The organism is Xanthomonas sp. NCPPB 2864, from assembly GCF_056675615.1.
The window spans coordinates 469,215-495,166 of record NZ_JBWWVS010000001.1 but is presented as its reverse complement, the minus strand read 5'-3'; the positions used below and the strand labels follow the sequence as shown (position 1 = coordinate 495,166).

Below are 25,952 nucleotides of genomic sequence, written 5' to 3'. Positions count from 1 at the left end.
ATTTCCGGGACGCGGGCGCGCGCTACCTACACGCTGCACCCGGAATCGCACTCTGCTCGGCATTGCCGCAGCAGAACCAGGCACCGCCTGCCCACGACAACGACAACTTTGTCGGTCAGCGACTGCCGCGCGCCAGCGGTCAGCCGGCCACCGCGCACTTGGCGCACAGGCCGTGCACTTCCAGCGTCTGCGCCTGCGGCTGGAAGCCCAGCGCCTTGGCGCGCGCTTCCAGTTGCGCCACCACCTCGCGGTCTTCCAGTTCCACCGCGCTATGGCAGCGGTCGCAGATCAAGAACGGCACCGAGTGCTGGGCGCTGTTGGGGTGGTGGCAGGCGACGAAGGCGTTGACCGACTCGAGCTTGTGCACGAAGCCGTTGGCCATCAGGAAATCCAGCGCGCGGTACACCGTGGGCGGAGCGTCGGCGCCAACGCCCTTGCCTTCGCGCACCCAGTCCAGCAGTTCGTAGGCCTTGACCGGCTTGCCGGCGTCGGCGATCAGCCGCAGCACATTGGCGCGGATCGGCGTCAGCCGCAGGCCGCGCTCGCTGCAGGCGCGCTCCACCGCGCGCACGAAGCCGTTGGCGTCGTCGACATGGTGATGCGGTGCAGTGCAGGCGTGTTCGTTGGTTTTCATCACAGGCTCCGGCGGTCAGCCCGCCCCTATCTTGATGAGTGCCGCATCGATGCGTTTCAAGGCGCCCTCGCGTCCGGCCAGGTACACCGTCTGCGAAATGTCCGGGCTGACCTGGGTGCCGGTGATGGCCACGCGCAGCGGCTGAGCCACCTTGCCCATGCCCAGCTCCAGCGCGGCGGCCGCGTCGTGCAACGCGGCCGAGACGGTCTCCACGCTCCATTCGCTCTGTGCCGCCAGCAGTTCGCGCGCCTTGCCCAGCGGCACTTCTGCGCCCAGCTTGAGGTGCTTCATCACCGCCGCTTCGTCGTAGGTTTCCAGCGGCTGGTACCAGACCACGGCTTTTTCGGCCATTTCCTTCAAGGTCTGCACGCGTTCGCGCAGCGCCACCACCACATCGGCGGCGGCCGGGCCGGCGGCGACATCGATGCCCAGCCTGGCGAGCTGGTATTCCAGCTGCGGGGCGATGCTGGCCGGGTCGTCGGTCTTGAGGTAGTGCTGGTTGACCCAGCCCAGCTTGGCCATGTCCAGCCGTGCGGCCTTGGAATTGACGTCCTTGACGTCGAACAGGTCGAGCAGTTCCTGGCGGCTGAACAATTCCTGGTCGCCGTGCGACCAGCCCAGACGGGCCAGGTAGTTGATCAGCGCATGCGGCAGATAGCCGGCGTCCTTGTACTGCATCACGTCGGCCGCGCCGGTGCGCTTGGACAGCTTGGCGCCCTGCTCGTCCAGGATCATCGGCATGTGCGCGAACTTGGGCACCGGGGCGCCCAGCGCCTCATAGATGTTGATCTGGCGCGGCGTGTTGTTGATGTGGTCGTCGCCGCGGATCACCTCGGTGATGCCCATGTCCCAGTCGTCCACCACCACCGCGAAGTTGTAGGTGGGGAAGCCGTCCGGGCGGAAGATCACCATGTCGTCGAGCTCGCTGTTGGCGATCTCGATGACGCCCTTGATCAGGTCGTCGAACACCACCGTGCCGCCGACCGGATTCTTGAAGCGGATGACCCGGTTGGGATCGTCACGGTACGGCAGGTTCTGCTCGCGGGCGGCGCCGTTGTAGCGCGGCTTTTCCTGCCTGGCCATCGCGGCCTCGCGCATGGCGTCGAGCTCCTCGCGGGTTTCGTAGGCGTAATAGGCCTTGCCCTGGGCCAGCAGTTGCTCGGCGACCTCCTGGTAGCGGGCGACGCGCTGGGTCTGGTAGATCGGGCCTTCGTCGTAACCCAGGCCCAGCCATTCCATCGCCTCCAGGATGGCGTCGATCGCGGCCTGGGTGCTGCGCTCACGGTCGGTGTCTTCGATGCGCAGCACGAACTGCCCGCCGCGGCGGCGCGCCTCCAGCCAGCAATACAGGGCGGTGCGGGCGCCACCGATGTGCAGGTAACCGGTGGGGCTGGGGGCAAAACGGGTGCGGCAGGTCATGGAGCGCTCGGCAAAACGGGAGTCGGCCGATTTTACCTTGACCAGCGCAGGCCTGCCCGCGCGCGGCTCAGCGGTTGCGCAACAGGTCGCCGTAGACCACGTCATCGCCGCCACTGCGCGCCGGGCCGGGCGCGTCGTACAGCACCAGCCAGCTGGGCGTGTCGCCGGCCAGGTGGCTGGGAAGATTGCAGATCGCCTCGGCGCGGTCGCTGTCGGTGCCGTGCGGCAACACCGCCGATTCCAGCAGCGCGTGCTGAAAGCGCACCGGCGCCTGGTTGGCGGCCAGCACCGCACGCGCGCCCGGCCATTTGAACAGGCGGATTTCGCCGTTCAGCACCATGGTCGGGCCCGCCAGCAGGTACAGGTCGTCGCCGGAATAATGCAGGTCGCGGATGCCCAGCCCGCCCAATTGCAGGAAGTGCTTGCGCAGCAGCGTGCCGTCCTCGTCCAGCGGCGCCAGGCGCAGGTGGTCGCCATGCGCCTGCACCCGGATCTCCAGCAGCGCCGACCAGCCGCGCAGCACCGGCCCGCGCAGGCCCAGCAGCAGGCGCTCGCCGTCCACCACGATGCCTTCGATATCGAAGCCGTTGTCCTTGCCCGGGATCTTCAGGAACGGGCCGAAGTGCGGGTCGTCGGCCAGCAGCTCGGTGAGCTGGTTGTGTTTGGCATCGCCCTTGAGCCGCAGCGCGCGACGGCCGTCGGCGGCTTCGCGCACCAGGCGCGGGGTGCCGTCGGCATCGCGCTCGATCGGCAGGCAGGCCAGCAGGCGGCGGTTGGCGTCGAGCTTGAGCTTGGTCAGGCGTTTGGCGTTTTCGGCATCGTCGCGACTGCGCTTGGCATTCTTGCGCTTGAGCCCATGCGAGCCGATCACCCAGAGGAATCCCTCCGACAGCGCCATGCCTTCCAGATCCGCCTCCTCGGCCGCCTCGCCGGGCAGGTCCAGCAACTCGGCCAGCGCAAAGCTCTGCCCCTGGCCGAAGCGCAGCGTCTCGCGCTGCACGGGGTCGAGCCTGCGCAGGCGATCCACCGCGCAGGCCTCGTCGCCGGCCACCCACAGCCAGTCGTCGGTGAAGGCCGCACCGGACAGATTGCTGTGCACCAGCGCGCCAGGCGCGAACTCGAGACGGACGCTGTGCGGAATCAGGGTTTTCTTGGCCATGGGAACCTGGTGGGAGGTATTGCAAGGGATGAAAGTGGCTGAGGTACCGTAGCGCGCGGTCACCACTTGAGGCACGGCGCGTGAACGTTGCAGCGTACGTATGGCAGTGCCGTCGCGAACACCGGCTGCGATCGCCCGACGATGAACATCGTCCTTTGAGGACCACGCTCTATCAGTCGAACGTGGCCAGCCTGGCACGTGCAACGTGAGCGCCCAATTGACCGACCCAATCGCGATCGTTGGCGACCTGCGCCTGCGCGCGACTGGCCTCGAAGGCGGCGAAATCCAGCTCCGCATAGGCCCACACGGCAGTGCCCTGGGTCTGCGCCAGCACGCCATCGGCCGGGAAGCCGACATCCATCGGTGCGAACACCGCCGCTTCGCCAGTATTGACGTCCAGCGCCGGGCTCCACGGTGCTTGCCCGGCCGTGACCGATTGCGCGACGAACACACGGTTTTCCAGCGCGCGCGCCAGACAGCCGACACGTACCCGCATCGCCCCGGCGGCGGTGTCGGTGCAACTGGGCACGATCAACAGCCGCGCGCCGGCCTCATACTGCGCGCGCACCGGCAGCGGGAACTCGCTGTCGTAGCAGATCGCGATCGCCGCACGCACGCCATCCAGGTCGAACACCTTCAGCGCATTGCCCGGCTCGATCAGCCCGGTGGCCTTTTCGAAGCCGGTCAGCTGCAGCTTGTCCTGCCAGCCATGCCGGCCATCGGGGGTGAACCAGTCGCTGCGATTACGGTAACGGCCCTGGCCCAGGTCCAGCAGAAAGCTGCCGGCCACCAGATGCAGCTGATGCTGGCGCGCCAGGCCGGCAAACAGCTCCAGCCACGGCGCACGCAGCGCCTGGATCGCCGCCAGCGACTCCGGCAACCCGGCGGAAATCTGCGTACCGAAGGTCGCGCCCAGCTCCAGCGACAGATACTCCGGCAGCACCAGCAGGCGTGCGCCGGCGGCAGCAGCCTCACCCACCAGCGCGGACTGGCGTGCGGCGAATGTGGCAAAGTCGGCAGGTTTGCCGATCGGATATTTGGCGACGGCAATTTTCATCTACGGGCCTGGTTGCGGGTGATCAATGGGGTAAGAAGTGACTCGGTCACGGCGGCAGTGGCCGCGTCCATACCCGCAGACTGTGGTCGATCTCGCCGTGTTGCAACTCCGCCCACGCCAATTGCACGCGCATGTCCGCTTGCGGTGCATAGCCACGTTTGCGCCAGAACACGTCGTTGGGTCGATGGTCGGCCGGCTTGCGCGGATCGTTTTCTGCGCGTTCCACCGCGCAGAACGCAGTGAGCGCGAAGCGGCCCAGTGCACGCGCATGCGCCTCGCGCTGGTCGAAAAATGCGTGGCCGATTCCCTGCCCGCGATAGTCCGGCAGCAGCACCGATTCGCCGAAATAGAACACGCTGGCCGGGTCGATGCCGGCGGCACGGAACGGCGCATGGAAGGCTTCGCTGTCGTCGAGCAGCGGCAGCCCGGTGGAGGCGCCGATCACCGCATCGCCATCGCGTGCCAGCACGAACACGCTGTCCGGCGAGGCCGCGTAGGCGGCCAGATAGCCGCGCTCGTAATCGGCGTCGCCGTCGTACAGATACGGCCAGGCGCGGAACACCGCGATGCGCAGTTGCGCCACCGCAGCCAGATGCGGCAGCACCTGCGTGCCGCGCACCGTTTCAACGATCAGGGAGGAGCCGCTCATGCCGGCCATGGTAAGCCAGCCTGGCGCAGCTGCGCCGCCGTACGTCAGCGCAGCCAGCCGCCATTGCCCGGAGCCGCCGCAGCCGGCTGCTGCCACAGCAACCACACCGCCGCCTCCTCGCTGGCCAGCAGCACACCGAGCAGTGCATCGGTGCTGCGCGCCCAGTAGCTGCCGTTGCTCAACCGCTGCCACGGCCCGTAGCGGCGCGGACGCGCGTTGCCTGCCGCCGCGTCCTGCCGCCGCGCCGCCTGCAGGAAGCCGCTGCCGCCCAGGCGCAATGCCTGCGCGGTGCCTGCATGCAGACGCAGGCCGATCACGCCGCGGCGTCCGTCGCGGCGCAAGGGCAAGGCCGACAACGGCGAAGCGTCCCAATACTGCGGCAGCGCTGCGGGAAGCAGCGCCACCGTGTCGATCCCGGCGGGCAGCAAACGCTGCGCCCGCCGGTGCAACTGTGCGTGCGTGCGCATGTCGGCCTCAGCGCAGGCTGTTGCCAAGCTCGTACCAGTCGAGCTTGCGGGTCACCCACATGATGCTGGCCAAGATGCCGAACAGCAGCAACGATCCCATCAGCAGCGAGTTGTCTTCGGAGATCAACAGGCTGTAGAGCACCCCGTACAACGCCGTGAGCATCGCCGAGAACCCGGCTGCACGCGCCCAGCTGCGCAACACCCCGGACAGATAGAAGAACTGCAGGCCGATACATGCCGCGGCAGAGACCAGGTACGCCTGCCAGAACGCGATGTGCTCGGACAGGCTCAGCAGCAGCAGGAAGAAGATCGCCAGCGCCAGACCCACCAGCAGGTATTGCAGCGGATGGATCGGCAGACGCTTGATCAACTCGAACAACACGAACGCCACAAAGGTCAGCACCACGAACAGGATGCCGTACTTGCTGGCGCGGTCGGCCTGGGTATACACGTCCACCGGATCGACCAGCCGCACCTCCAGCGTGTCCAGCGACGACTGGCTGGACTGCAGCTGGCTCTGTGCACCGGTGGCCAGCGACGACAACGACCAGCTCGCATCGAAACCGCGCGCACCGATCGTCGGCGCATTCGGCAGGAAGCGCCCGCCGAACAGCGGATGCGGCCAGGCCGAGCGCAAGGCGATGTCGTTGTTGTCGGCAATCGGTGCGATCGCCAGGCTGCGGGTGCCATCCAGCACGAACGACATCTCCACCAGCTTGCCATCGCCCAGCGTGCCGGCCAGCGCATCGCCCAGCGGCTGCAGATCGGCATGGATACCGGCCGAGCGCCCCACCAGGCCGCCCGCCCCGCTCTCCAGCGGCAAGCTGCGGCCGTCCACCCGCAGGCTCGGCGTGCCGACCAGGCCGCGCACATCGGAAATGCCCACCGCCAGATGCGGCCGGCCATAGCGGCGACCGGCCACGGCCGGATACTCGAACGGGTCGAACTCAGCCTTGAGCCTGGCCTTCCACGAATACACCTGCACACGGAACAGGCCGATCTTGCGCTCGGACGGGGTCAGCTCGCCGCTCAGGGTGAGCGTGCGCGGGGTCTGCAGCAACTGGCCATCGCGCTTGCGCCAGACCTTGCGCGGGTTGCCCTGCTCGTCCGGCTCGGTGACCTGTACGTCCTCGGTAAACGGCAGCACCCGCACCGGCGCGATGAACTGCTGCTCGCCGGCCTTGCTCTGCGCCACCCGCTCCACCGCCTCGTCGCGATAACGCGCACGGTCCTGCACCGTGCCGCGGATCAGCAGCAATGGAATCAGCAGCAACAGGATCAATCCGCCAATGGTGGCGAAACGCAACAACAGTTTCAGGGATTTCATCGACCTTCCTCAGTCTGGGAGGTCGCCAGGGTGCTTTGCGCCGGTGTCGCAGGTTTGAGGCGAATTTGAAGCGAATGTGAAGTGGGCGATCGGCAGGCTCGGCGGCCGGCACTGTGATCCCGTTAGGAAATGCAGGTTTTGCCCTGCAAAAATGCAACAGAGGCCCAGGACACGCTTCCGTTGCATCGCCAAGGCTTCGCATCACCGCCGCGCGCTTCGCCGCCAGGCGCAACGATGCCAGTGCAGTTGCGCATCACGGGGCCATTGCTTTTCTCGAGTCTGTGTTGATCACGGCGTTGCAGTTCCGTGGTTCCGCGGCATCCGCATTCAACGTTACGCGCCGCAGCGGCGGTGTCGCACACGCATGCCCGCCTGCCGGTCATGGTTCCAGAAACGCGCACGACTGCATTCCTCTCTCGCCTGGAGTTTGCCTTCATGACCAAGCAACGTTCGCTCACGCTCTGCCTGCTCGCTGCCCTGAGCCTGTCCTCCGCCGCCGCACAGGCGGCAATGCACGGGATGGGCCTGAAACCCTCGTCGTTGATGCAGCCGGTCACTCCGTTGTTCGGCATTGCCAGCGCCGCCAAACCCCTGCCCGCCACGGTCGACCTGACGGCCTGGGCAATTACCCCGGGCGACCAGGGCCAGGTGGGGTCGTGTGCGTCATGGGCAACCGCCCACACCCTGACCGGTTGGTATGCCAACGCCAACAAGCAGGCGCAAACCCGCTTTGCCCCGATGTATCTCTACAGCCAGGTCAACGGCGGCGTCGATGAGGGCTCCACGCTGGAAGCGCCGCTGGACGTCGCGCTGGCCCAAGGCATCGACACCGAGCAGCATTATTCGTGGGGCAACTACAACTGGAAGAACCCACCCACCGCGGCCGACCGCGCCAACGCCGCCAAGAACCGCACGCCGTACCGCAAGTACACCGTGCTGTATTCGGGCGACGGCAATGGCGGGCGGGCCCTGATCGAACAGATCAAACTTGCGCTGGCCTCGTCCACGCCGGTGGCGATCGGCTTCTATGTCAGGCAGGGGTTCGAAGACCTCACGCCAACAAACCAGGTCGACTACGACACCAAGACGCCGATCCTGGGCGGGCACGCGGTGATCGCGCTGGGCTACGACAGCGAAGGGCTGCTCGTCGAAAACAGCTGGGGCACCGAATGGGGCAACAAGGGCTTTGGCAAGCTGTCCTGGTCGGTGGTCGCCAAGGACGTCATCGGGGCCGACGTGGTGCACTGACACACAGCGGCTGCGCACGGTAAGGCGCGGCGGACACGGATGCGGCATGTGCCTGGCGCATGCCGCTTGCGTGCCACCGCGATGCCGCCGCCGTCGGCCGCAGGCCTGTGCACTGACGGCACGCAATGCGGTTCAGAGCCGCCGACACACCTGCTGCACAGCCGCCAGGCGGGCGCGGACGGCGCGCGGAATCGGCGCGTACCACTCGTCCACTCCGGTTGCTCCTCGCCGTCCTCACCTACCTGACGACTGCGCACTACGGTTTGTTAGCCGCGCTTAGCCGATGGGCAGGCGCAGGGTCGCGATCGCGCCGCCACCCTCGCGGTTACCCAGCGTGGCCTCGCCACCATGCAGGCGCGCGACTTCGCGTACGAACGGCAGGCCGAGGCCGGAGCTGCGCTGTCCGGTCTGCGGGCGGGCCAGCGAATAGAAACGCTCGAACACCCGTTCCAGTGCGTAGTCCGGCACGCCGCTGCCGCGGTCCTCGACCACCAGCTGCAGCTGTTCCTCCAGCACCTGCGTACGCAGCTGGATGGTGCTGCCCTGCGGTGAAAACGCGATGGCATTTTCCAGCAGGTTGATCAGCGCCTGGCGCAGCAGGAATCCATCGCCCAGCACGTATTGCCCGCGCGCGGTGTCGGATGCGGCATCGCGTTCCAGTAGCACGCCGGCCGCTGCCGCGCGCGGCAGCACGGCATCCACGGCCGCCTGCAGCAGTCCAGCCACCGCGATGCGCTCGCGCGTCTGCAGCCAGCCGTGCTGTTCCACCTCGGCCAGTGCGAGCAGCTTGTCGATGGTTTCGGTCAGGCGCAGCTCCTGCGCGCGGATGCTGGCGACAAAGTGCTGGCGATCGGCTTCCGGCAGTGGCTCGCTCAACAGTTCGGACGCACCCCGGATTGCCGCCAGCGGGCTCTTCATCTCGTGCGTCAGCGACTGCACGTACTGCTCGACGTAGGCCTTGCCTTCCAGCTTGCGCCGCATGCTTTCCAGCGCCTGGCCGAGGTCGCCGATTTCATCGCCGCGCGGCTCCGGCGGCGGCACCGGCACGCCGGCGCTCACCGCCTGTGCGTAGCGATTGAGCCGGCCGATGCCGCGCATCAGCCACCAGGTCATCCAGATGCCGATCAGCGCGGAAATGCCGATCAGCCAGGCACCGCGCTGCAGGATGTTGCGCTGGCTGGCCTCGATGAACGGGTCGATGCTGCGATTGGGCTGCGCCAGCGTCAGCACGCCGATCAACTTGGCCGGGTCATTCGGTGCGTAGATCGGTGCGGCCACATGCATCACCGTGGCGGTCGGGTCGCCATCGACCTCGGGGCTGGAACGCGCGCCGTATTCGCCGCGCAAGGTGCGATAGACATCGTTCCAGCGCGAATTGTCGCGGCCTACATCGCGGCCCAGCGAGTCGAACACCACCACGCCGCGCGCGTCGGTCACGGTGACGCGATAGGCCACATCGTTCTTGCGGAACCGCCATACCCAGGCCTTCGGGTCGCGCCGCTGCGCCTGCGCCACGTTGCGCGCAAAGCTGCCGCTGGCGATGGTGCCGGCAGCCAGCTCGCTGCTGGCCATTTCCGCCAGCACATTGGCCGCGTCCACCAGCGTGGATTCCATCGCCTGGCGCACACCCGGCTTGACCTCGTTGACGAACACCCGCATCACGAAGAACGCGGCCAGCCCGACGATCAGGAAGAAGCCCAGAAACAGCTTGAGACCGAGCCGCATCTCAGGCCCCGATCCGGAGAACAACGCGATGCCTGCGCGCGGCCATGGCTATAGCTCCAGCGCGTAGCCGAGGCCACGGTGGGTGCGGATCGGGTCGGCCGGCACGCCGGCCTGGCGCAGCTTGCCGCGCAGCGTCTTGATATGGGTGTCCACGGTGCGGTCTGCGCTGTCGGCAGTGGCGTCCCAGCCGCGGTCCATCAGCTGCGCGCGGCTCAGGATCGCGCCGGGGCGCTGCAACAGCGCCGACAGCAGCGCGTACTCGTAGCGGGTCAGCGGCAGCAGCGCATCGCCGTAGCGGATGCGGCTGCCCTCGCGGTCGATCGCAAACGCGCCATGCGGCTGCCAGCCCGGCTCCGCCACGGCCGCCACACTGCGACGACGCAGCCGCGCGCGCACCCGCGCCACCAGCTCGCGCGGGGAGAACGGCTTGGCCATGTAGTCGTCGGCGCCCAGTTCGAAGCCGAGCACGCGGTCGATCTCGTCGTTGCGCGCGGTCAGGAAGATCACCGGCACGTCGCTGAACCCGCGCAGCGTGCGGCACACCTCGAAGCCGTTGATATCCGGCAGGCCCACGTCCAGCACCACCACATCGGCCGGGTCGGCACGTAGGCGCGCCAACGCGTCGCGGCCCAGCAGGCAGTGTTCGGGCGCATAGCCTTCGCTGCGCAGCGCGTACAGCACGGTATCGGCAATGGCGGCTTCGTCTTCGACGACGAGCACGCGGGCGGGGGACTCGGACATGGCGCGCAGCATAGCCGCATGCTGGCGCGGCCCGTACACTGCCGCGATGAACTATCGCCACGCCTTCCATGCCGGCAACCATGCCGACGTGCTCAAGCACATCGCCTTGCTGGCGCTGATCGACACCCTCAAGCGCAAGGACACGCCGTTCTTCGTGCTCGACACCCATGCCGGACGCGGGCGTTACCAGCTCGGCGGCGAGGAAAGCCGCAAGACCAACGAAGCCGATGCCGGGGTGATGCGGCTGATGGCCGAGTCGACCCTGCCCGAGGTGGTCGAACGCTATCTGCGCGCCGTGCAGGCCGACAACCACACCGTCGCCCGCCCGGCCACGCCCGGCCAGAAGCCGGCGCGCCCCACCGCCGGCATCCAGATCAACCATTACCCCGGCTCGCCGTTGCTGGCGGCGCAGGCGCTGCGCGAACAGGACCGCATGGCGTTCTGCGAGTTGCAGCCGGAAGAGGCCGAGGCGCTCAAGCGCCTGTTCGCCAGGGACAGCCGCGTGCGCGTGCATGCCGGCGATGGCTACGAGGCGATTCGCGCCTTCGTGCCGCCGCGCGCGGGCGAGACCAAGATCGGCCGCGGGCTGGTGCTGATCGACCCGCCCTACGAAGCGCAGGAAGCCGAGTACCCGCAGGTCATCCATAGCGTGCGCGAGACGCTGGCGCGCTGGCCGCAGGCGATCTGCATGGTGTGGTACCCGATCAAGCTGCGCCGCAGCCTGCAGCCGTTCATGCGCAAGGCGGCCACGCTGCCGGCCAAGTCGGTGCTGGTGGCCGAGCTGCAGGTGCGCCCGGACGACTCGCCGCTGCGCCTGACCGGCAGCGGGCTGCTGATCGTCAATGCGCCATGGCAGTTCGACCAGGTGCTGGCGCCCGCGCTGCCGGTGCTGAAGCAGCACCTGGGCGAGGCAGGTGCCTCGACCCGGCTGGAGTGGCTGCGCCAGGACGCCTGAGTTGCCTGTACCGGGCGCCTGCTCGCGCTGGCGAACGCGGCTGCATACTCACGACTGGATCACGGTATCGCTCGGTACAGTGATCAGGGAAGCACTGCCACCCCCTGACGACCCCCAGCGGCGCACCGGATTCATTCACGGTTGTGCGCTGGGCGGGTGCCAGAATCTTCCGATCTTTAAGGAACACCGGTCATGGCCATTCGCAATCGCATGCCTCCCTGGCATGAAAACTTCAGTCTGCCCAATGGCCGCACACTCCTGCTCCGTCCGATCCGTCCCGAGGACGGTCCGCCGCTGCAGGGTGCTTTCAGCCTGTTGGGGCCGGAGGAAATCCGCGCGCGCTTCGTGCGTTCCTCCGCCGAAATCACCCCGGAGATGGTGCAGCGCCTGACCCATCCCAACCCCAAGAGCGAAATCGTGCTGGTGGCCGCCGAACAGTTGCCGCCGGGCGAGGCGCTGGTGGGCGCGGTGGCGCGCGCGGCGCTGGTGCCGGGCACCCGCCAGGCCGAGTACACCATCCTGGTCAGCAGCTTCGTCGCCGGCCAGGGCCTGGGACGGCAGCTGATGCGCAAGCTGGTCAAGTGGGCACGGCGCAAATACCTGGATTGCCTGTTCGGCGACGTGCTGCAAAGCAATGTGCCGATGCTGCAGCTGGCCGAGTCGCTGGGCTTCAAGCCACAGCCGCATCCGGAGTCGCCGGAGTTGGTGCGGATGGTTCTCGAGCTGGATGCCTGAGGGGCTGGGATTCGGGATTCGGGATTGGGGATTGGGAGGGCCGCCGCGCCCTTGACTCACCCGGCTTTGGTTGTTGATCTGTCGCTTGTCTGCAAGGCCCTTGCCCGCCCACCATCGCAGGACACGCCGCAAGTACGTCCGTGTAGGCTCTGGCGCGGCATCCATGCCGCTCAAGGTCCCGCGACGGTGAGCGGGCAAGGACCTGTCGCGATGGTCGGTCCGCATAGTGCGAGCAGCACGGTGTCAGGCAAGAAAGCGTCCGCTCGTTTTCGCAAGAAAGCCAGTGCAGCGGACCAGCTTTTCAAACAACCGACCAACTGTCTGGGGCGGTGTCCTCGCCGATTGCGGGACCGTGTGGCGGCATGGATGCCGCCACCGAGCCTCCACGGATGGATTCACGGCGTGTCCCGCGAGCGGTGAGGACGCCGCACCCTCGACTCACCTGGCTTTGATTATTGATCTGTCGCTTGGCTGCAGGGCCCTTGCCGGCCCACCATCGCAGGACACGCCGCAAGTACGTCCGTGTAGGCTCTTACGCGGCATCCATGCCGCGTAAGGTCCCGCGACGGTGAGCGGGCAAGGACCTGTCGGGATGGTCGGTCCGCATAGTGCGAGCAGCACGGTGTCAGGCAAGAACGCGTCGGCTCGTTCCGCAAGAAAGCCAGTGCAGCGGACCAGCTTTTCAAACAACCGACCAACTGTCTGGGGCGGTGTCGTCACCGATTGCGGGACCGTGTGGCGGCATGGATGCCGCCACCGAGCCTCCACGGATGGATTCACGGCGTGTCCCGCGAGCGGTGAGGACGCCGCACCCCCGACTCACCCGGCTTTGATTGTTGATCTGTCGCTTGGCTGCAGGGCCCCTGCCCGCCAACCATCGCAGGACACGCCGCAAGTACGTCCCTGTAGGCTCTGGCGCGGCATCCATGCCGCTCAAGGTCCCGCGACGGTGAGCGGGCAAGGACCTGTCGGGATGGTCGGTCCGCATAGTGCGAGCAGCACGGTGTCAGGCAAGAACGCGTCGGCTCGTTCCGCAAGAAAGCCAGGGCAGCGGACCAGCTTTTCAAACAACCGACCAACTGTCTGGGGCGGTGTCCTCGCCGATTGCGGGACCGTGTGGCGGCATGGATGCCGCCACCGAGCCTCCACGGATGGATTCACGGCGTGTCCCGCGAGCGGTGAGGACGCCGCGCCACCGACTCACCCGGCTTTGATTGTTGATCTGTCGCTTGGCTGCAGGGCCCCTGCCCGCCCACCATCGCAGGACACGCCGCAAGTACGTCCCTGTTAGGCTCTCGCGCGGCATCCATGCCGCTCAAGGTCCCGCGACGGTGAGCGGGCAAGGACCTGTCGGGATGGTCGGTATGTAGATGGCGAGAGCGCCGCACATCCGACCAAGGCGGCGCAGGTGGCCCGACGCCGGCTTTCACGCCGGATGGACCGGCCGCGGTGGGTGCTCTGATAAAATTGCCGGCTGATGCCGTCGCCAACCACCTTCCCCTCTCCGCCGCTGCCCAAGTCCGGCCAGCTCCGCGCCTATTGGCGCGCTCCGTCTTCGCCGACTGCGCTGGCCTGGACGATCGCACGCGCCGCCGAGGCGCATGCCGGCCCGCTGCTGGTGATCGCCCGCGACAACCAGAGTGCGCATCAGATCGAGGCGGATCTGCATGCCTTGCTCGGCGAGCATGCGACGCTGCCGGTGGTGCCGTTTCCCGATTGGGAAACCCTGCCCTACGACCAGTTCAGCCCGCACCCGGAGATCATCAGCCAACGCCTGGCCGCACTGCATCGGCTGCCCGCACTGAGCCGTGGCGTGGTGATCGTGCCGGTGCAGACGCTGATGCAGCAATTGGCACCGCTGAGCTACATCGTCGGCGGTAGTTTCGATCTCAAGGTCGGCCAGCGGCTGGATCTGGATGCAGAAAAACGCCGTCTGGAAAGCGCCGGCTACCGCAACGTGCCGCAGGTGATGGACCCGGGCGATTTTGCAGTGCGCGGCGGCCTGCTCGACGTGTTCCCGATGGGCGAAGCCACGCCGTTGCGGATCGAGTTGCTGGACGAGGATATCGACTCGATCCGCGCCTTCGACCCGGAATCGCAGCGCTCGCTGGACAAGGTCGAGGCCGTCAAGCTGCTGCCCGGCCGCGAGGTGCCGATGGACGATGCTAGCGTCGAACGTGTGCTGGCCTGCCTGCGCGAGCGTTTCGACGTGGATACCCGGCGCAGCGCGCTGTACCAGGATCTGAAGTCGGGGCTGGCGCCGTCGGGGGTGGAGTATTACCTGCCGATGTTCTTCAGCAAGACCGCCACCTTGTTCGATTATCTGGACAAGCGCGTGCTGCCGCTGGTCGCCACCGGCGTTTCCAATGCGGCGGACACGTTCTGGGCGCAGGCGCAGGACCGCTACGAGCAACGCCGCCACGATGTGGAGCGCCCGCTGCTGACACCGGACGAGTTGTATCAGTCGCCGGACGCACTGCGCGAGCGGCTCAACAAGCTGGCGCGCATCGAAGTCTGGGCCAGCGACCATCCGCGCATCGACGAGGCCGCCGCGCTGGGCGACCAGCCGTTGCCGCCGCTGCCGGTGGCGGCAAAAGACGCCCCGGCCGGTCAGGCGCTGGCCTCGTTCCTGGACCATTACCCCGGCCGTGTGCTGGTGGCCGCCGATACCGCCGGCCGGCGCGAAGCCTTGATGGAAGTGCTGGCCGCCGCGCAGCTGAAGCCGGAGGTCGTCGCCGACCTGCCCGCCTTCCTGGCCGCGCCCAAGCTGCGCTTCGGTATCACCGTGGCGCCGCTGGAAGACGGCTTTGCGCTGGACGCCCCGCAGATTGCGGTGCTGACCGAGCGCCAGCTGTTTCCCGAGCGCGCCAACCAGCCGCGCCGCAGCCGCCGGGTCGGGCGTGAGCCGGAAGCGATCATCCGCGATCTGGGCGAGCTGTCCGAAGGCGCGCCGATCGTGCACGAGGACCACGGTGTGGGCCGCTACCGCGGCCTGATCGTGCTCGACGCCGGCGGCATGCCCGGCGAGTTCCTGGAAATCGAATATGCCAAGGGCGACCGGCTGTATGTGCCGGTGGCGCAGTTGCATCTGATCAGCCGCTATTCCGGCGCCTCGGCCGAGACCGCGCCGCTGCATTCGCTGGGCGGCGAGCAATGGACCAAGGCCAAGCGCAAGGCGGCCGAAAAGGTCCGCGACGTGGCGGCCGAACTGCTGGAAATCCAGGCCCGCCGACGTGCGCGTGCCGGCCTGGCGCTGCAGGTGGACCGGGCGATGTACGAGCCGTTCGCGGCCGGCTTTCCGTTCGAGGAAACCGGCGACCAGCTGGCGGCCATCGATGCGACGCTGCGCGATCTGGGCAGCAGCCAGCCGATGGACCGCGTGGTCTGCGGCGACGTCGGCTTCGGCAAGACCGAGGTGGCCGTGCGCGCCGCATTTGCCGCCGCCAGCGCCGGCAAGCAGGTCGCCGTGCTGGTGCCGACCACGCTGCTGGCCGAGCAGCATTACCGCAACTTCCGCGACCGCTTCGCCGATTACCCGATGAAGGTGGAAGTGCTGTCGCGCTTCAAGAGCACCAAGGAGATCAAGGCCGAGCTGGAGAAGGTCGCCAGCGGCGAGATCGACGTCATCATCGGCACGCACCGGCTGCTGCAGCCGGACGTCAAGTTCAAGGACCTGGGCCTGGTCGTGGTCGACGAAGAGCAGCGCTTCGGTGTGCGGCAGAAGGAAGCGCTCAAGGCGATGCGCGCCAACGTGCATCTGCTCACGCTCACCGCGACCCCCATCCCGCGCACGCTCAATATGGCCATGGCCGGGCTGCGCGACCTGTCGATCATCGCCACCCCGCCGCCGAACCGGCTGGCGGTGCAGACCTTCATCACCGCCTGGGACAACGCGCTGCTGCGCGAGGCCTTCCAGCGCGAGCTCAGTCGCGGCGGGCAGCTGTACTTCCTGCACAACGATGTGGAAAGCATCGTGCGCATGCAGCGCGAGCTGTCCGAACTGGTGCCGGAGGCGCGCATCGGTATCGCGCATGGGCAGATGCCCGAGCGCGAGCTGGAGCGGGTGATGCTGGATTTCCAGAAGCAGCGCTTCAATGTGCTGCTGTCGACCACGATCATCGAATCGGGCATCGACATCCCCAATGCCAACACCATCATCATCAACCGCGCCGACCGCTTCGGCCTGGCGCAGTTGCACCAGCTGCGCGGCCGCGTCGGCCGCTCGCATCACCGCGCCTATGCGTACCTGGTGGTGCCGGATCGTCGCTCGATGACCTCCGATGCGGAAAAGCGCCTGGAGGCGATCGCCTCCATGGACGAGCTCGGCGCCGGCTTCACCCTGGCCACCCACGATCTGGAGATCCGCGGTGCCGGCGAGCTGCTGGGCGAAGACCAGAGCGGGCAGATGGCCGAGGTCGGTTTCAGCCTGTACACCGAGCTGCTGGAACGCGCGGTGCGCAGCATCCGCCAGGGCAAGCTGCCGGACCTGGATGCCGGCGAGGAGGTCCGCGGCGCCGAGGTCGAGCTGCATGTGGCCGCGCTGATTCCCGAAGATTACCTGCCCGACGTGCACACGCGCCTGACGCTGTACAAGCGCATCTCCAGCGCACGCGATGCCGATGCGCTGCGCGAATTGCAGGTGGAGATGATCGACCGCTTCGGCCTGCTGCCGGACCCGGTCAAGCACCTGTTCGCGATTGCCGAGCTCAAGCTGCAGGCCAATGCGCTGGGTGTGCGCAAGCTGGACCTGGGCGAGAACGGTGGCCGGCTGGTCTTCGAGGCAAAACCGGCGATCGACCCGGTCGCGGTGATCCAGATGATCCAGAAGCAGCCCAAGATCTACACCATGGACGGCCCGGACAAACTGCGCATCAAGCTGCCGCTGCCGGAAGGCGCGGACCGTTTCAACGCCGCACGCGGCCTGCTGACGATGCTCGCACCCAGGTAGAAACGCGCGCCGGGCGGTTGCGCCTGCTTTACGCAGCGTGCTGGACCGTGCAGGACGCAAGGACGCGTCGAGCGCGTCGCAGGCGGGGGCCGCTGCGAATCCAAGCCGATGCGGCATTTTCACTAGCGCCCAACGCCGCAGACGATGCCGGCGCGGTCCCATGTTGCCTGTTTCATGCGTGTTCCCCGCTGCGGTCACGCACATGCACCCGACGCAGCGAGTGAAGAAGTCGGCTGAAAGGTAGCGCGGTGTCCTGCACGACTGTCCGGGACACCGGCTTCCTGAGTCTGCTTGCGACAAAGCTGAGCAGTTAATACGCGGGAAGTGATGGATTTCGCAAATCCGTCACCGCGGTGAATTTGGCCTAAATATTCCTGCCGCGCGCCGATACCTGCATGGACCGACGTGATCGCCGTGTGCAGAGCTGCCTATGCGACCCCGCGCCGGAGCGACCTTTTCCGCGTCAGGCACGCATCCGTGCGCCACCGCATCGCTTGAGGCATCCATGAACACGCCACTGTCCGATCTACCTGCGCCGCTGACGCTCGCCCTGGAAGGCGAGATGACCATCCGTCGCGCTGCCGAACTCAAGCCGCTGCTGCAGCCGGCCTTGCTGCATCCGGGCGGGTTGCACCTGGACCTGGGGGCGGTCAGCGAGATCGACACCACCGGCCTGCAGTTGCTGCTGGCGACCAAGCAGGCGATCCAGGCCGACGGCCGGCCGTTTTCGCTGACCGATTCCAGCCGCGCGGTGGTCGATGTGATCGAACTGCTCGGCCTGCTCGAAGCCTTGTACCCGCATGCGGTTGCGGGTATCGGCGAACGCATTCACTAAGGGACCGGCAACGCGTATGGATATGAACCAGCTGATGCAGACCTTCCTGGCCGAGAGCCGGGACCTGCTCGAAGACATGGAACGTCACCTGCTCGAAGCCGAGCGCGGCGAGTCCTCGCCGGATGCGGTCAACGCGATCTTCCGTGCGGCGCACACCATCAAGGGCTCGGGCGGCCTGTTCGATCTGCCGCAGCTGGTCGGCTTCACCCATGTCGTGGAAAGCGTGCTGGACCTGGTGCGCGACGACGCGCTGACGCTGAGCTCGGAACTGATCGCGCTGCTGCTGGTGTGCTGCGACCACATCCATGCCCTGGTGGAAACCGCCGCCGACCCCGCTCACGCCGATGCCGACGCACTGGCGGCAGAGGCCGACCCCCTGCTGGCACAACTGCAGACCTACCTGCAGGCCAGCGCATGCGGTGTCACCGCCTCCGCCATCCAGCACAGCACCCCGGAAAAACAGAGCGGTTACTGGCGCATCACGCTGAAACTGTTCGCCGACGCGCTGCGCTACGGCAACTCGCCGCTCAAGCTGATCCGCAACCTGCGCGGGCTGGGCTCGGTCGAGTCGATCAGCACCGATGTCAGCCAGCTGCCGAGCTTCGAAGCGCTCGATCCGGAAGCCAATTACCTGGGCTTCCAGATCCTGCTGCGCAGCGATGCCGACCGTGCCGCGATCGAGGACGTGTTCGAGTTCGTGCGCGAGGACTGCGACCTGGAGATCCTCTCGGTGCCGGCACCGATGGACGCCAGCGCCGTGCCTGCCAGCGAGCCGGTCGTGGCTGCCACGCCGGTGGTCGGCGCGCTGGCTGCCGTGCCGGCCGCAACGCCGGCACGCGCGCCGCAGGACACCGGCGCACGCAACCCCGACGCGCGCTCGATCCGCGTCGATGCCGACAAGCTCGATCGCATGATCGATCTGGTCGGCGAACTCATCATCGCGGTGGCCGGCACCAATGCCAACGCACAGCGCACCGGCGACGCGCAGTTGCTGGAATCGGCCTCGATCCTGGCCGGCCTGGTGGAAGAGGTGCGCGAAAGCGCCCTGCAACTGCGCATGGTCAAGATCGGCGGCACCTTCAGCCGCTTCCAGCGCGTGGTGCACGATGTGGCGCGCGAACTCGGCAAGGACATCGCGCTGGTGGTGGCCGGCGAGGACACCGAGCTGGACAAGTCGGTGGTGGAAAAGATCGGCGACCCGCTCACCCATCTGGTGCGCAATGCCATGGACCACGGCATCGAACCGGCGGACGTGCGCGTGGCGCGCGGCAAGCCCGCACGCGGCACGGTTGGCCTCAACGCGTATCACGACTCCGGCAGCATCGTCATCCAGATCACCGACGACGGCGGCGGCCTGAACCGCGACCGCATCCTGGCCAAGGCGCTGGAGCGCGGCCTGATCGAGCCGGGCCGCCAGCTCAGCGACCGCGAGGTGTTCGCGATGATCTTCGAGCCGGGGTTCTCCACCGCCGAAAAGGTCACCAACCTGTCCGGGCGCGGCGTCGGCATGGACGTGGTCAAGCGCAACATCACCGCGCTGCGCGGCACCGTGGAAATCGACAGCAGCGCCGGCGTGGGTACCACCATCTCGGTGCGGCTGCCGCTGACGCTGGCCATCATCAACGGCTTCCAGGTCGGCGTCGGCAAGTCGGTGTTCGTGGTGCCGCTGGACGTGGTGGAGGAATGCGTGGAATTCACCCCTGACTACGCCAGCGACTACATCGACCTGCGTGGCAGCGTGCTGCCGTATGTGCGCCTGCGCGAACTGTTCGCGCTTGGCGGCAGGACGCCGGCGCGCGAAAGCATCGTGGTGATCCGCCAGGGCGCCCAGCGCTTCGGCCTGGTCGTGGACACCTTGCTGGGCGAATGGCAGACCGTGATCAAGCCGTTGTCCAAGGTCTTCGCGCAGGTCAAGGGCATCAGTGGCTCGAGCATCCTGGGCAGCGGCGATGTCGCGCTGATTCTCGATGTGCCCAGCCTGCTGCAGCAATTGCATCCAAATCAGGACGCCCTGGCGGCCTGAGTCACCACACCAGCACTCCCCACATCACCGCGTCATTCGTTGTTCCCTGAGCCCAGGAAGCTGCCGCCATGTCACACCGTCTCCCGATCGCCACGCAGTTGTGGTTCACCGCCGCCCTCGCCCTCGCCTTGCCCGTCGCGGTGGTGGTCGCCGGCTTTGCGCTGACGCTGTCGCACGGCGCCCTGCTCGCCGCCAGCGTCCTGGCCGCGCTCGTCAGCGGCGCGTTGCTGTTCCATGCGATCCGCAGCGCGACCGGCTCGCTGCAGCTTGCCACCACTACGCTGGATGCCTTCGCGCGCGGCAACTTCGCCGTCGCCTTGCCGCAGCTGCGCGATGAGCAGGCCTGCGAGGTGCTGCGTGCGCTGCGCAAGGTGCAAGGCAACATCGCCCACGTCAATGAGGAGATCAATCGCGTCTCGCAGGAACACGATGCCGGCGAGATCGATGCACGCATCGACGTGGCGCGTTTCGACGGCGACTTCCGCACCATGGGCGAAGGCATCAACCGCATGGTCGCCAGCCACATCGCGGTCAAGAAGCAGGCAATGGCGTGCGTGGCCGAGTTCGGCCGCGGCAACTTCTCCGCCGAGCTGGAACGCCTGCCGGGCAAGAAGGCCTTCATCAACGAGATCGTCGAGCAGATCCGCAGCAACCTCACCGGCATGGTCGCCGAGGTCAACCGCATGGCGGCCGAGCACGACGCCGGCGATATCGACGTGGTCATCGACACCCAGCGTTTCAGCGGCGATTTCCGCCGCATGGCCGAAGGCATCAATGCGATGGTGGCCAGCCACATCGCGGTCAAGAAGCAGGCCATCGCCTGCGTGGCCGAATTCGGCCGCGGCAACTTCACCGCGCAGCTGCCGTTGCTGCCGGGCAAGAAGCGCTTCATCAACGAAACCCTGGAACAGGTGCGCGGCAACCTCACCGGCCTGATCGCCGAGATCAACCACATGTCGGCCGAGCACGAGGCCGGCGACATCGACGTGGTGATCGACAGCAGTCGCTTCGACGGCGATTTCCGCAGCATGGCCACCGGCATCAACCAGATGGTGGGCGCGCATATCGCAGTCAAGAAACTGGCGATGGGCGTGGTGGCCGAGTTCGGCCGCGGCAACTTCGAGGCACCGCTGGCGCAGCTGCCGGGCAAGAAGGCCTTCATCAACGACACCGTGGAGCGTGCGCGCGGCAACCTGCGCAGCATTTCCGAGGTGATCCAGGTGATGGGCGCAATGGCCGACGGCGACCTCACCCACACCGTGGAAGGCCGCTACGAAGGCGCCTTCGCCGACATGCAGCGCTACGTCAACACCACCATGAGCCGGCTGACCGAGATCGTCGATGAGGTCAACCGCAACGCCGAGAACCTGGCCAGCGCGTCCGAACAGGTCAGTGCCACCGCGCAGGCACTGGCCCAGGCCGCCAGCGAACAGGCTGCCGGCGTGGAAGAGACCAGCGCCTCGCTGGAGCAGATGACCGCCTCCATCGCGCAGAACACCGAGAACGCGCGCGTCACCGACAGCATGGCCGCCAAGGCCGCCAGCGAAGCGGCCGACGGCGGCGACACCGTGCGCGCCACCGTGGTGGCGATGAAGGACATCGCCAAGAAGATCGGCATCATCGACGACATCGCCTACCAGACCAATCTGCTGGCGCTCAATGCCGCCATCGAGGCCGCGCGTGCCGGCGAACACGGCAAGGGCTTTGCGGTGGTGGCGGCGGAAGTGCGCAAGCTGGCCGAGCGCAGCCAGATCGCCGCGCAGGAGATCGGCGAGGTGGCCGGCTCCAGCGTGGACCTGGCCGAAAGCGCCGGCCGCGTGCTCGGCGAGATGGTGCCCTCGATCCGCCGCACCTCCGACCTGGTGCAGGAAATCGCCGCCGCCTCCGAGGAACAGACCGCCGGCGTCAGCCAGATCAACACCGCCGTCGGCCAGTTGAACCAGACCACGCAGTCGGCCGCGGCCAATGCCGAAGAGCTGGCCGCCACCTCGGAGGAAATGAGCGCGCAGGCCGAACAGCTGCAGCAGTTGATGGGCTTCTTCCGGCTCGGCAACGGCTCGCGTGCGACGGCAGCGCCCAGCAGCAAGCCTGGGCCGCGCCGGATCGCAACGCATGGCAGCAGCACCGCGGTCAGTGCACCGCCGCGTCGCAGCAACGTGCGCCAGATCAGCGCGGTGGCGACCACCGCCGATGCGATCGACGAATCGCAGTTCGCCAGCTTCTGAGGAAACCACGATGCAACCGCACAGCGCAGCCATCACCACCACACGCACCGTTGCGCCATCATCGACGGCACCGCAGCAATACCTGACCTTTCTGCTGGGCACGGAGATGTTCGGCCTGGGCATCCTCGGCATCAAGGAAATCATCGAATACCGCGCGCCCACCGATGTGCCGATGATGCCGCCGGCCCTGCGCGGCGTGATCAACCTGCGCGGCGCGGTGGTGCCGGTGGTGGATCTGCAGCAACGCTTCGGCCGCGACGCCAGCACGATCACCAAGCGCAGTTGCATCGTGATCGTGGAGATCGCCCATGGCCAGACGCATCAGGTGCTCGGCCTGCTGGTGGACGCGGTGAGCGAAGTGCTGGAGATCGCACCCGACGCCATCGCCGGCGCCCCCAGTTTTGGCGCCGGCATCGCACGCGAATGCATCCATGCGATGGCCAGGATCGGCGAGCGCTTCGTGATCCTGCTCGATGCCGACGCGGTGCTGGGCAACGACGCACTCGCCCAGCTGCCTGTCGCCGAGCTGGCAGCCTGACATGTCCAGCATGCACGCAAGGACTCCCATGCGCCCCACCCTTCTCTCCTGCAGCTGCGCGCTGGACGGCCCCGTGTTGGTCGTCGACGACAGCGTGGTCCAGCGCGAACACGCGATGGCGCTGTGCCGCCAGCTCGGCGCCGTCGCGGTCGATGGCGCGGTCGACGGCCACGCCGCGCTGGCCTGGCTGGGCAGTGCGATTTCACCATCGCTGCTGCTGATCGATCTGGAAATGCCGGGCATGGACGGCGTGCAGCTGCTCGATGCGCTGGCACGCGGCAAATACAGCGTGCCGGTGGTGGTGGTCTCGCAGCGCGGCGGCGCCTTGATCGATGCGGTGATGCAGCTCAGCCGCAGCGCCGGGGTGCGCGTGCTCGGCGGCATCGAAAAGCCGATGCATCTGCAGGACCTGGCCAATGTGCTGGAGTGCGAACCGGGGCTGGCCACGAACGCGCCTGCGTTTGCACAGCCGGCGATATCGCCGCTGATGTCCAGCGGCGGCGCGGCGGCATCGCGACTGGACCGGGCCATGCGCCGCGGCGAAATCCGCGTGGCCTACCAACCCAAACTCGATCTCAGGGATGGTCGCCTGCGCGGTGTGGAAGCACTCGCGCGCTGGCGCCGCCCGCAAGGCGACATGATCGGGCCGGAGCGCTTCATTCCGCTGGCCGAACGCGAAGGCCTGATCCATGCCTTGACCCAGCAGGTGATCGACCTGGCGGTTGCGCAACTGGTGGACTGGCGCGCAGAAGGCTTCGAGCTGAGCCTGGCCTTGAACCTGTCGCCCAACCTGCTCAGCGAGCAGGGCTTTCTCGAACAACTGTGCGGCAAGCTGGGCGACAACGGGCTGAGCCCTGCCGATCTGGTGCTGGAACTCACCGAAAGCGCCATCGTCGAGCCAGCCAATGCCCTGAGCATGCTGGCGCGCTTGCGCCTGCATGGTTTCGGCCTGTCGATTGATGACTACGGCACGGGGTTTTCCTCGCTGCAGCGCCTGGCCAGCATTCCCTTCACCGAACTCAAGCTCGATCGCAGCTTCGTGCATGCCGCCCATCGCAGCCGCAGCCAGCGCACCGTACTCGAATCCACGCTGGAACTGGCGCACCGGCTCGACCTCACCGCCGTGGCCGAAGGGGTGGAAACCCCGGACGACTGGCGCCTGCTGCGCGAGCTGGGCTGCGACCTGGCCCAAGGCTACCTGATGGGCTCGCCGATGCCCGGGCCGATGCTGTCGGAATGGTGGCGCGAACACGCCGTGCGCATCGCCCGCCTGTGCGGCAACGCACTGCCCAGCGATGCGGATGTCGCCTGACATGAGCACGGCCACCGCCATCACCGAACAGGAATTCGGCCGCTTCCAGCGCTTCATCTTCGAAGCGGCCGGCATCAGCATTTCCTCGGGCAAGAAGGCCATGCTGTGCGGCCGCCTGGGCAAGCGCCTGCGCGAACACCAGTTCAGCAATTACACGCAGTACCTGCAATTGCTGGAAAGCCGCCAGGACCGCGCCGAGATCCAGACCGCGATCGATCTGCTGACCACCAACGAGACCTACTTCTTCCGCGAGCCCAAGCACTTCGAGTTGCTGCGCAAGCTGGCCGGCGAACATCGCGGCGGCCTGCCGTTCCGCTGCTGGAGCGCGGCCAGCTCCAGCGGCGAAGAGGCCTACAGCATGGCGATGGTGCTGGACGACGCCTTGCAGGGGCGGCCGTTCGAAGTGGTTGGCAGCGACATCAGTACCCGCGTGCTGGCCAAGGCGCGCACCGGGCACTACGCCCTGCAACGTATCGACGGCATTCCGCAGGCGTATCTCAAGCGCTATTGCCTGCGTGGTCAGGGCGAGTACGACGGCACCTTGCTGGTGGAGCGCCGCTTGCGCGACCGGGTCAAGTTCGTGCATGCCAACCTCAACACGGCCCTGCCGATGCTGGGCAGCTTCGATGCGATCTTCCTGCGCAATGTGATGATCTATTTCAATGGCCAGACCAAGCGCGAGGTCATCCTGCGCGTGCTGTCCAACCTCAAGTCGGGCGGATATTTCTGCATCGGTCATTCGGAAAGCCTGAGCGAACTCGACATCGATCTGGTCCAGGTGGCACCCTCGATCTTCCGCAAGGCCTGAGCCAAGGATCCGCCGTGTCGATAGCCCTCAACCGCCCTGCCGCCAGCCCCAGTCCCATCAAGGCCATGGTCGTCGACGACTCGGCGGTGGTGCGCCAGGTGCTGGTGGGCGTGCTCAACGACGCGGCCGACATCGAGGTCATCGCCACCGCGGCCGACCCGTTGCTGGCGATCGAGAAGATGCGCAAGCAATGGCCGGACGTGATCGTGCTGGACGTGGAAATGCCGCGCATGGACGGCATCACGTTCCTGCGCAAGATCATGAGCGAGCGCCCCACCCCGGTGGTGATCTGTTCGACGCTCACCGAAAAAGGCGCACGCGTCACCATGGACGCCCTGGCCGCCGGTGCGGTGGCCGTGGTGACCAAGCCGCGGCTGGGGCTCAAGCAGTTCCTCACCGACTCGGCCGAGGAACTGGTCAATACGGTGCGCAGCGCCGCACGCGCCAACGTCAAACGGCTGGCCGCGCGGGTTGCCGCAGCGCCGCTGGAAGCGGAGGTCAAGCACACCGCCGATGTGATCCTGCCGGCGCAAAGCGGGCGCGCGCTGGCGCAGACCACCGAGCGCATCGTCGCCATCGGCACCTCCACCGGCGGTACCCAGGCGCTGGAAGAAGTGCTGACCGCCTTGCCGCGCGTCTGCCCCGGCATCGTGATCGTGCAGCACATGCCGGAGAAATTCACCGCCGCCTTCGCCGCGCGCCTCAACGGCCTGTGCCAGATCGCAGTGAAGGAAGCGGCCAACAACGACCGGGTGATGCCGGGCCGCGCACTGATCGCGCCCGGCGGCAAGCATCTGCTGCTGCGCCGCAGTGGCGCGCAGTACTTTGTCGAAGTGATGGAAGGCCCGCCGGTCAACCGGCATCGTCCGTCGGTGGATGTACTGTTCCGCTCGGCCGCGCGCGCGGCCGGCAGCAATGCGCTGGGCATCATCATGACCGGCATGGGCGACGACGGCGCCGCCGGGCTGCTGGAAATGCGTCAGGCCGGCGCGCGCACGGTGGCGCAGGACGAGCACACCAGCATCGTATTCGGCATGCCCAAGGAAGCGATCAAACGCGGCGGCGCCGACCGCATCCTGCCGCTGGGCGCGATGGCGCGCGAGATCGTGACACAGCTGCAGTAGCGCGCTGCACGCGCGCGCCGCGG

Annotated in this window: 20 protein-coding genes and 1 other RNA gene; 12 read left to right on the top strand and 9 right to left on the bottom strand. The window is 67.3% G+C overall.

Features of this window, described 5'->3' with window-relative positions:
* Nucleotides 1-139 precede the first annotated feature (139 nt).
* From AC1KVE_RS02040 to creD, 7 genes are all read right to left on the bottom strand, one after another.
* Nucleotides 140-634, bottom strand: a complete 495-nt coding sequence (locus AC1KVE_RS02040) for a Fur family transcriptional regulator (RefSeq protein WP_167763960.1) — start codon at nt 632-634, stop codon at nt 140-142.
* 15 nt (nt 635-649) lie between these two features.
* The gene (gene gltX / locus AC1KVE_RS02035) at nt 650-2,053 is read right to left on the bottom strand and encodes a glutamate--tRNA ligase (protein ID WP_024939898.1); all 1,404 of its coding nucleotides are present in this window, start codon (nt 2,051-2,053) and stop codon (nt 650-652) included.
* A gap of 67 nt (nt 2,054-2,120) precedes the next feature.
* Entirely contained in the window at nt 2,121-3,212 is a 1,092-nt protein-coding gene (locus AC1KVE_RS02030) for a DUF3616 domain-containing protein (protein ID WP_054592982.1), read from the bottom strand.
* A gap of 172 nt (nt 3,213-3,384) precedes the next feature.
* A complete protein-coding gene (locus AC1KVE_RS02025; protein ID WP_481091980.1) occupies nt 3,385-4,269 on the bottom strand; it encodes a carbon-nitrogen hydrolase family protein in 885 nt (294 codons plus the stop codon).
* 46 nt (nt 4,270-4,315) lie between these two features.
* A complete protein-coding gene (locus AC1KVE_RS02020; protein ID WP_481092055.1) occupies nt 4,316-4,966 on the bottom strand; it encodes a GNAT family N-acetyltransferase in 651 nt (216 codons plus the stop codon).
* Nucleotides 4,963-5,385 (bottom strand): hypothetical protein, encoded by a 423-nt coding sequence (locus AC1KVE_RS02015; protein WP_349778049.1) that lies wholly within the window; start codon nt 5,383-5,385, stop codon nt 4,963-4,965. Before AC1KVE_RS02015 ends, AC1KVE_RS02020 begins: the two co-directional genes overlap by 4 nt.
* A gap of 7 nt (nt 5,386-5,392) precedes the next feature.
* Nucleotides 5,393-6,712: a cell envelope integrity protein CreD gene (gene creD, locus AC1KVE_RS02010; protein WP_104568207.1), complete on the bottom strand. Its 1,320-nt coding sequence runs from the start codon at nt 6,710-6,712 to the stop codon at nt 5,393-5,395.
* 435 nt (nt 6,713-7,147) lie between these two features.
* Between creD and AC1KVE_RS02005 the strand changes: the two genes are divergently transcribed.
* Together AC1KVE_RS02005 and AC1KVE_RS02000 are read left to right on the top strand one after the other, a co-directional pair.
* Entirely contained in the window at nt 7,148-7,960 is an 813-nt protein-coding gene (locus AC1KVE_RS02005) for a C1 family peptidase (protein WP_481091981.1), read from the top strand.
* Nucleotides 7,961-8,156: 196 nt separating this feature from the next.
* Nucleotides 8,157-8,232, top strand: a non-coding RNA gene (locus tag AC1KVE_RS02000) — sX9 sRNA.
* Nucleotides 8,233-8,236: 4 nt separating this feature from the next.
* On the opposite strand, the gene creC is transcribed toward AC1KVE_RS02000, so the two are convergent.
* On the bottom strand, nt 8,237-9,685 hold the full coding sequence (gene creC / locus AC1KVE_RS01995; protein ID WP_435003038.1) for a two-component system sensor histidine kinase CreC: 1,449 nt from the start codon (nt 9,683-9,685) through the stop codon (nt 8,237-8,239).
* Between the two features lie 48 nt (nt 9,686-9,733).
* Entirely contained in the window at nt 9,734-10,438 is a 705-nt protein-coding gene (gene creB, locus AC1KVE_RS01990) for a two-component system response regulator CreB (protein WP_181142508.1), read from the bottom strand.
* A 34-nt stretch (nt 10,439-10,472) separates the two neighbouring features.
* Between creB and AC1KVE_RS01985 the strand changes: the two genes are divergently transcribed.
* The 10 genes from AC1KVE_RS01985 (at nt 10,473) to AC1KVE_RS01940 (ending at nt 25,929) form a co-directional block, all read left to right on the top strand.
* Nucleotides 10,473-11,381 (top strand): 23S rRNA (adenine(2030)-N(6))-methyltransferase RlmJ, encoded by a 909-nt coding sequence (locus AC1KVE_RS01985; protein ID WP_016902309.1) that lies wholly within the window; start codon nt 10,473-10,475, stop codon nt 11,379-11,381.
* Nucleotides 11,382-11,573: 192 nt separating this feature from the next.
* Nucleotides 11,574-12,116 (top strand): GNAT family N-acetyltransferase, encoded by a 543-nt coding sequence (locus AC1KVE_RS01980; protein ID WP_039526258.1) that lies wholly within the window; start codon nt 11,574-11,576, stop codon nt 12,114-12,116.
* A gap of 1,477 nt (nt 12,117-13,593) precedes the next feature.
* Nucleotides 13,594-17,064, top strand: a complete 3,471-nt coding sequence (mfd, locus tag AC1KVE_RS01975; protein ID WP_184456941.1) for a transcription-repair coupling factor — start codon at nt 13,594-13,596, stop codon at nt 17,062-17,064.
* Between the two features lie 505 nt (nt 17,065-17,569).
* A complete protein-coding gene (locus AC1KVE_RS01970; RefSeq protein WP_016905011.1) occupies nt 17,570-17,899 on the top strand; it encodes an STAS domain-containing protein in 330 nt (109 codons plus the stop codon).
* A 16-nt stretch (nt 17,900-17,915) separates the two neighbouring features.
* Nucleotides 17,916-19,922, top strand: coding sequence for a chemotaxis protein CheA (locus AC1KVE_RS01965; protein ID WP_349778044.1), 2,007 nt, complete (start codon nt 17,916-17,918; stop codon nt 19,920-19,922).
* 68 nt (nt 19,923-19,990) lie between these two features.
* Nucleotides 19,991-22,147 (top strand): methyl-accepting chemotaxis protein, encoded by a 2,157-nt coding sequence (locus AC1KVE_RS01960; RefSeq protein WP_481091982.1) that lies wholly within the window; start codon nt 19,991-19,993, stop codon nt 22,145-22,147.
* A gap of 10 nt (nt 22,148-22,157) precedes the next feature.
* Nucleotides 22,158-22,685, top strand: a complete 528-nt coding sequence (locus AC1KVE_RS01955) for a chemotaxis protein CheW (RefSeq protein WP_211914085.1) — start codon at nt 22,158-22,160, stop codon at nt 22,683-22,685.
* A gap of 28 nt (nt 22,686-22,713) precedes the next feature.
* Nucleotides 22,714-23,997 (top strand): EAL domain-containing response regulator, encoded by a 1,284-nt coding sequence (locus tag AC1KVE_RS01950; RefSeq protein WP_046343551.1) that lies wholly within the window; start codon nt 22,714-22,716, stop codon nt 23,995-23,997.
* A gap of 1 nt (nt 23,998) precedes the next feature.
* Nucleotides 23,999-24,805 (top strand): CheR family methyltransferase, encoded by an 807-nt coding sequence (locus AC1KVE_RS01945; RefSeq protein ID WP_016904063.1) that lies wholly within the window; start codon nt 23,999-24,001, stop codon nt 24,803-24,805.
* Entirely contained in the window at nt 24,802-25,929 is a 1,128-nt protein-coding gene (locus AC1KVE_RS01940; protein WP_026064711.1) for a protein-glutamate methylesterase/protein-glutamine glutaminase, read from the top strand. Before AC1KVE_RS01945 ends, AC1KVE_RS01940 begins: the two co-directional genes overlap by 4 nt.
* Nucleotides 25,930-25,952: the final 23 nt, after the last annotated feature.